This is a genomic window from Pseudomonas sp. Sample_9, from assembly GCF_004307535.1.
Lineage (GTDB): Bacteria > Pseudomonadota > Gammaproteobacteria > Pseudomonadales > Pseudomonadaceae > Aquipseudomonas > Aquipseudomonas mercuritolerans.
The window spans coordinates 44,825-50,164 of sequence record NZ_RAZO01000459.1; the positions used below are offsets into that span (position 1 = coordinate 44,825).

The 5,340-nt window shown below is 60.1% G+C and carries 6 protein-coding genes; 5 read left to right on the forward strand and 1 reads right to left on the reverse strand.

Annotated elements, in window-relative coordinates; genetic code table 11:
- Positions 1-132: 132 nt before the first annotated feature.
- Positions 133-585: a redox-sensitive transcriptional activator SoxR gene (soxR, locus tag D6877_RS26275; RefSeq protein ID WP_130912598.1), complete on the reverse strand. Its 453-nt coding sequence runs from the start codon at positions 583-585 to the stop codon at positions 133-135.
- Between the two features lie 92 nt (positions 586-677).
- On the opposite strand from soxR, the gene D6877_RS26280 reads away from it, so the two are divergent.
- From D6877_RS26280 to D6877_RS26300, 5 genes are all read left to right on the forward strand, one after another.
- A complete protein-coding gene (locus D6877_RS26280; RefSeq protein ID WP_130912599.1) occupies positions 678-1,040 on the forward strand; it encodes an antibiotic biosynthesis monooxygenase in 363 nt (120 codons plus the stop codon).
- 101 nt (positions 1,041-1,141) lie between these two features.
- Positions 1,142-1,411 carry a hypothetical protein gene (locus tag D6877_RS26285; protein ID WP_016770723.1) on the forward strand — a complete coding sequence of 90 codons (270 nt, stop codon included), beginning with the start codon at positions 1,142-1,144 and terminating at the stop codon, positions 1,409-1,411.
- A gap of 101 nt (positions 1,412-1,512) precedes the next feature.
- A complete protein-coding gene (locus tag D6877_RS26290) occupies positions 1,513-2,127 on the forward strand; it encodes a LysE family translocator (RefSeq protein ID WP_024013660.1) in 615 nt (204 codons plus the stop codon).
- A 205-nt stretch (positions 2,128-2,332) separates the two neighbouring features.
- Positions 2,333-3,499: an aminotransferase class V-fold PLP-dependent enzyme gene (locus D6877_RS26295; protein WP_130912600.1), complete on the forward strand. Its 1,167-nt coding sequence runs from the start codon at positions 2,333-2,335 to the stop codon at positions 3,497-3,499.
- A 68-nt stretch (positions 3,500-3,567) separates the two neighbouring features.
- A partial coding sequence (locus tag D6877_RS26300; RefSeq protein ID WP_130912601.1) for an aminopeptidase P family protein occupies positions 3,568-5,340 on the forward strand: 1,773 nt, incomplete at its 3' end.

The following is a 5,340-nucleotide window of genomic DNA, read 5'->3' on the forward strand; positions in this document are numbered from 1 at the left end:
GGGAATGGGTTTGACGCTCATGACGTTCTCCCTGTTTTTGTTTTCAACAGATGTGGTTACACCGGATTTACCCGGAGCAATCACTATAGAACCGTCCTTGCTGCGCAAATTGTTCGCCGACGAGCAGCGTCATCACTCATCGCGAAAGTGCGGGCCTGGCCCTCGGTCACCGAGCATGTCGCCTTTATTGCGCAACGGACAGGCTTCCATTGACAGACAGCCGCAGCCGATGCACCCGGTGAGCTGATCGCGCATCAGCGTCAATTGCCTGATCCGTTCGTCGAGCTCGCGCTGCCATTGTTCAGACAGAATCTTCCAGTCCGCCGCTGATGGCGCGCGATCCTGCGGCAGGATTTTCAGCGCTTCGCCGATCTCCGCCAGCGGTATCCCCAACCGTTGCGCGACTTTGATCAACGCCACCCGGCGCAGGACGGCGCGCGGATAGCGGCGCTGATTGCCGGCATTGCGTTCACTCTTGATCAAACCTTTGGCTTCATAAAAATGCAGCGCCGTGACTGCGACGCCACTGCGCGCCGCAACCTCACCCACGGTGAGAGGCTTGTGCACCTGCTCTTTGCTGATCATGCGGAAAATACTCTTGACCTTGACTTAACTAGAGGTTTTACCCTGCAGCTCTTCGGGTCGCAAGGCTCGCTTCAAGATGAGTGGGGCTTTCCATGAGCAATCGCAGCTTTACCCAATTGATCGAATTCGAAATCGAACCCCGCCAGCAAGCGGCGCTGGTCTCGGCATTGGCCACGCAGACCGAGCGGCTGGCCCAGCGTTACGACGGGTTTCTCAGCGCCAGCGTGCAGGCCAGCGACGACGGCCGCCGCGTGTTGAGCTTTTTGCAGTGGCAAAGTCGCGAAGCGGGGGAGGCGGCATTTCACGGTTTCGAAAGCGGGGAGCAGGATTTCTGGCAATTGATCCGCACTCATCGGGCGAAAACCGTGACCTTCAATTCGTTCCAGGTGCACAGCAGCATTGCCCGCAGCCACGACGACGCGCTGCACTGCCGTCTGCCGGTCAGCCAGTATTAGCGCAAAGCTGATAGCCACTATTGAGAGCGTTGATTTCTGCGCGAGCGTGCCCGGGCGTAGCCTTTCTCCATCGACCCCACATTGCTCGCCAGGACGCTCCCATGAACCGTTTACTGACTGTTTCGCTGATGCTCGCTGTTTCCGTACTCGCCGGTTGTGCCGGCCATGTTTCGCCCGAGCTGCGCCCTTACACCGCTGAAGAATCCCGCGAACTGGCGCTGGAAGCGCTGAACCGCAGCGGCTTGTCATTCGACGAATACCACGCGAAAAAAGCCCAATTGCTCGGCCAGCCGCAGAAGACTTTCGGCTTCGATCAACAGGGTGAGATGAGCGCCGAACGTGCCATACAGCTGCACGGCCGTCCAAGCTGAAAGCAAACTGTACTGCTTGAAGTTTTCCCTAACTGTCCGTGGGTTTGCCGGGCCGTGTGGGATAGGGTCAACAGCTGAACGACCCTGGATGGACTGCCTCGATGAACCTCTCGCTTGATCTGCTGTTGGGCTTTGCCCTGTTTGCCCTTGTCACCTCTATCACACCGGGGCCGAATAACACCATGTTGCTGGCGTCCGGAGTGAATTTCGGTTTCAACCGCACCATTCCGCACATGCTCGGCATCAGCTGCGGCTTTTTCCTGTTGGTGGTAGCGGTGGGCTTTGGCCTTGGCGCGGTGTTTCAGGCCTATCCGATTCTGTATACGGTGCTGCGTTATGTCGGCGCGGCGTATTTGTTGTATCTGGCGTGGAAGATCGCCCACTCCGGCCCGGTCGGCGACAGTGCCCACGGCGAGGCGAAACCGATCAGCTATCTGGGCGCCGCGGCGTTCCAGTGGGTCAATCCCAAGGCGTGGATCATGGCCATCGGCGCCATCAGCACGTACACGCCGATGCAGGGTTATTTCTATAACGTCGTGATCATCGCGGCGGTGTTCGCCATCATCAATCTGCCCAGTGTCGGCCTGTGGGCGGCGTGCGGCACGCTGTTGCGCAATGTGCTGAAAGATCCGCGCTGGTTGCGCGTGTTCAATTGGGGCATGGCGGCGCTGTTGGTGATCTCGTTGTATCCGTTACTTCTCGAAAGCTTTCACTGACGCATTGCTTCAATCGCCGGCCCGATGCCTGTTAAGCTCGGTTTCAGGAGCGTTCCTACGCACTTTTAAATGAAGCCCTACTTCTTTAACGGCATCCGATCAGGTATTGATGACGCTCTCGAACCCATGCACAGCTCACGAGGCTGTGCATCGTCGTTTGCAGACACGAGCCTCCTGATCCCGGAACACGCTCTGCGAGTCCTTTATGAACACACGTCCGTTGTATTTCGATTACGCCGCCACCACCCCGGTGGACGAGCGGGTCATCCAGGTGATGATCGAATGTCTGGGTTTTCACGGTAACTTCGGCAACCCGGCGTCCAGCTCCCACGCGTTTGGCCAGCAGGCCCGGCAGACGGTCGAGCAGGCACGTCGGCAAGTCGCCGATCTGGTCGGCGCGCAGCCTGAGCAGATTGTCTGGACCTCCGGAGCCACCGAATCCAACAACCTCGCCCTCAAAGGCGTCGCTCAGGCCCGTGGCGTTTGCGGCGGGCACATCATTACCAGTCAGATCGAACACAAGGCCATTCTCGACACCGCGCGGCAATTGCAGGACTCGGGCATTGCCGTGACCTTTCTGGTGCCGGACGCCCAAGGCTTGATCACGCCGCAAGCGGTCAGCGAAGCGATGCGTGACGACACCTTTCTGGTGTCGCTGATGCTGGTCAACAATGAGTTGGGCACTGTCAACGATGTCGAGGCGATTGGCGAAGTGGTGCGCAGTCGGCAGGCGTTGTTTCATGTTGATGCGGCGCAAGGCGCGGGCAAGGTCGCGATCGATCTGAGCCGCTGGCCGGTGGATCTGATGTCGTTTTCCGCACACAAACTCTACGGCCCCAAGGGCATCGGCGCCTTGTATGTCGGCCCGCAGGCGCAGCAACGCTTGCAGGCACAGATCCACGGTGGTGGTCATGAAGGTGGCCTGCGCTCCGGAACCCTGGCGACTCATCAGATTGCCGGGATGGGCGCTGCTTTCGCTTTGGCCGCCGACGCATTCGATGAAGAGAAAAAATCCATCATCGCTTTGCGCGAACGCTTGCTCGAACAGCTTTTGCAGTTGCCCGGCGTGCGCCTCAATGGCAGTGCCTCGCAACGCATTCCGCACACCCTGAGCCTGACCTTCAGCGAGGGCGAGTTCAACAGCGCCGCATTGAGCCATTCGATCGCGTTTTCCGCGACGTCGGCGTGTAATTCCGCAAGTAATGCGCCGTCCCACGTGCTGCTCGCGCTCGGGCACGATGCGCGGCTGGCGGGGCGCACCATCCGCTTGAGCCTAGGGCGGTTTACCACCGTCGAGGATGTCGACAAAGCCGTTGACCTGATCACTACCGCCTGCGCCAGTGCTCCGGCATTCTGGGCGACAGGGCTCTAAACAGCAGACGCTTTCCATGGCCGCGAAGGCTACGAACAATAACGATGACGCGATTAGCAGGAGACATGATGAGTTCCCACACCTTGACCGAAGGATCGGTGCCTCAGCGCCTGGCGCGTACCCGTGAACTGATGCGCCGCGAAGGCATCCATGCGCTGCTGGTGCCGTCCGCCGACCCGCATCTGTCGGAATACCTGCCGGGCTACTGGCAGGGTCGGCAATGGCTGTCGGGTTTCCACGGTTCGGTCGGTACGCTGATCGTCACTGCGGATTTCGCCGGTGTGTGGGCCGATAGTCGTTACTGGGAACAGGCGACGAAAGAGCTCAACGGCAGCGGCATCGAACTGGTCAAGCTGCAACCGGGGCAACCGAGCCCGCTGGACTGGCTGGCGGAGCAAACCCCCGAGGGCGGCGTGGTTGCGGTGGATGGCGCTGTAATGGCGGTGGCTTCGGCGCGCACGCTGAGCAGCAAACTTGAAGCACGCGGCGCTCGCCTGCGTACCGATATTGACCTGTTGCAGGAAGTCTGGCGCGATCGCCCGAGCCTGCCCAACGCGCCGATCTATCAGCATCTGCCGCCGCAAGCGACCGTCAGCCGTGGCGAGAAACTGGCGAAACTGCGCGAAACCTTGCAAGAGCGCGGTGCTGACTGGCATTTCATCGCCACCCTGGATGACATTGCCTGGCTGTTCAACCTGCGCGGTGGTGACGTCTCGTTCAACCCGGTGTTTGTTTCGTTCGCCTTGATCAATCAGCAACAGGCCACGCTGTTTGTGGCGCTGAGCAAGGTCGATTCCGATCTGCGCGCGGTACTCGAGCAGGATGGCGTGACGCTGCGTGACTACCGCGAAGTGGCCGATGCGTTGCGTGCTGTGCCGAGTGACGCGAGCCTGCTGGTCGATCCGGCGCGAGTGACCACGGGGTTGCTGGATAACCTGGACAGTGGCGTGAAACTGGTCGAGGGTCTCAACCCGACTACGTTGGCCAAATCGCAGAAAAGCGAAGCCGACGCTCAACACATCCGTAAAGCCATGGAGCAGGATGGCGCGGCGTTGTGCGAATTCTTTGCCTGGCTGGAATCGGCATGGGGGCGCGAGCGCATCACCGAACTGACCATCGACGAGAAACTTACGGCTGCCCGTGAACGTCGCCCCGATTATGTTTCGCTGAGCTTCAACACCATTGCCGCATTCAACGCCAATGGCGCGATGCCGCACTATCACGCTACCGAAGAAGAGCATGCGGTGATCGAGGGTGATGGTCTGTTGCTCATCGACTCCGGTGGCCAATACCTTGGCGGTACCACAGACATCACGCGCATGGTCCCGGTGGGTACGCCGACGCAGGAGCAGAAACAGGACTGCACGCGCGTGTTGAAAGGCGTGATTGCGCTGTCGCGGGCACGATTCCCGAAAGGCATCCTGTCGCCGCTGCTCGACGCCATCGCTCGTGCGCCGATCTGGGCTGACAACGTCGACTACGGTCACGGCACCGGTCATGGCGTTGGCTATTTCCTCAACGTTCACGAAGGTCCGCAAGTGATCGCTTATCAAGCGGCACCGGCACCGCAGACGGCGATGCAGCCGGGGATGATTACCTCGATCGAACCCGGCACTTATCGCCCGGGCCGCTGGGGCGTGCGCATCGAGAACCTGGCGATGAACCGCGAGGCCGGCAGCAGCGAATTCGGCGACTTCCTCAAGTTCGAAACCCTGACGCTGTGCCCGATCGACACCCGTTGCCTGATTGCCGACCTGCTGACTCAGGAAGAAAAGCAGTGGCTCAATGCTTATCACAGTGAAGTACGCGAGCGTCTGAGTCCGTTGCTGGATGGCGCGGCG

Coding starts and splice junctions, on each gene's coding strand:
- soxR (WP_130912598.1), bottom strand. CDS start 585: ATGATCAGCAAAGAGCAGGTGCACAAGCCTCTCACCGTGGGTGAGGTT.
- D6877_RS26280 (WP_130912599.1), top strand. CDS start 678: ATGAGCAATCGCAGCTTTACCCAATTGATCGAATTCGAAATCGAACCC.
- D6877_RS26285 (WP_016770723.1), top strand. CDS start 1,142: ATGAACCGTTTACTGACTGTTTCGCTGATGCTCGCTGTTTCCGTACTC.
- D6877_RS26290 (WP_024013660.1), top strand. CDS start 1,513: ATGAACCTCTCGCTTGATCTGCTGTTGGGCTTTGCCCTGTTTGCCCTT.
- D6877_RS26295 (WP_130912600.1), top strand. CDS start 2,333: ATGAACACACGTCCGTTGTATTTCGATTACGCCGCCACCACCCCGGTG.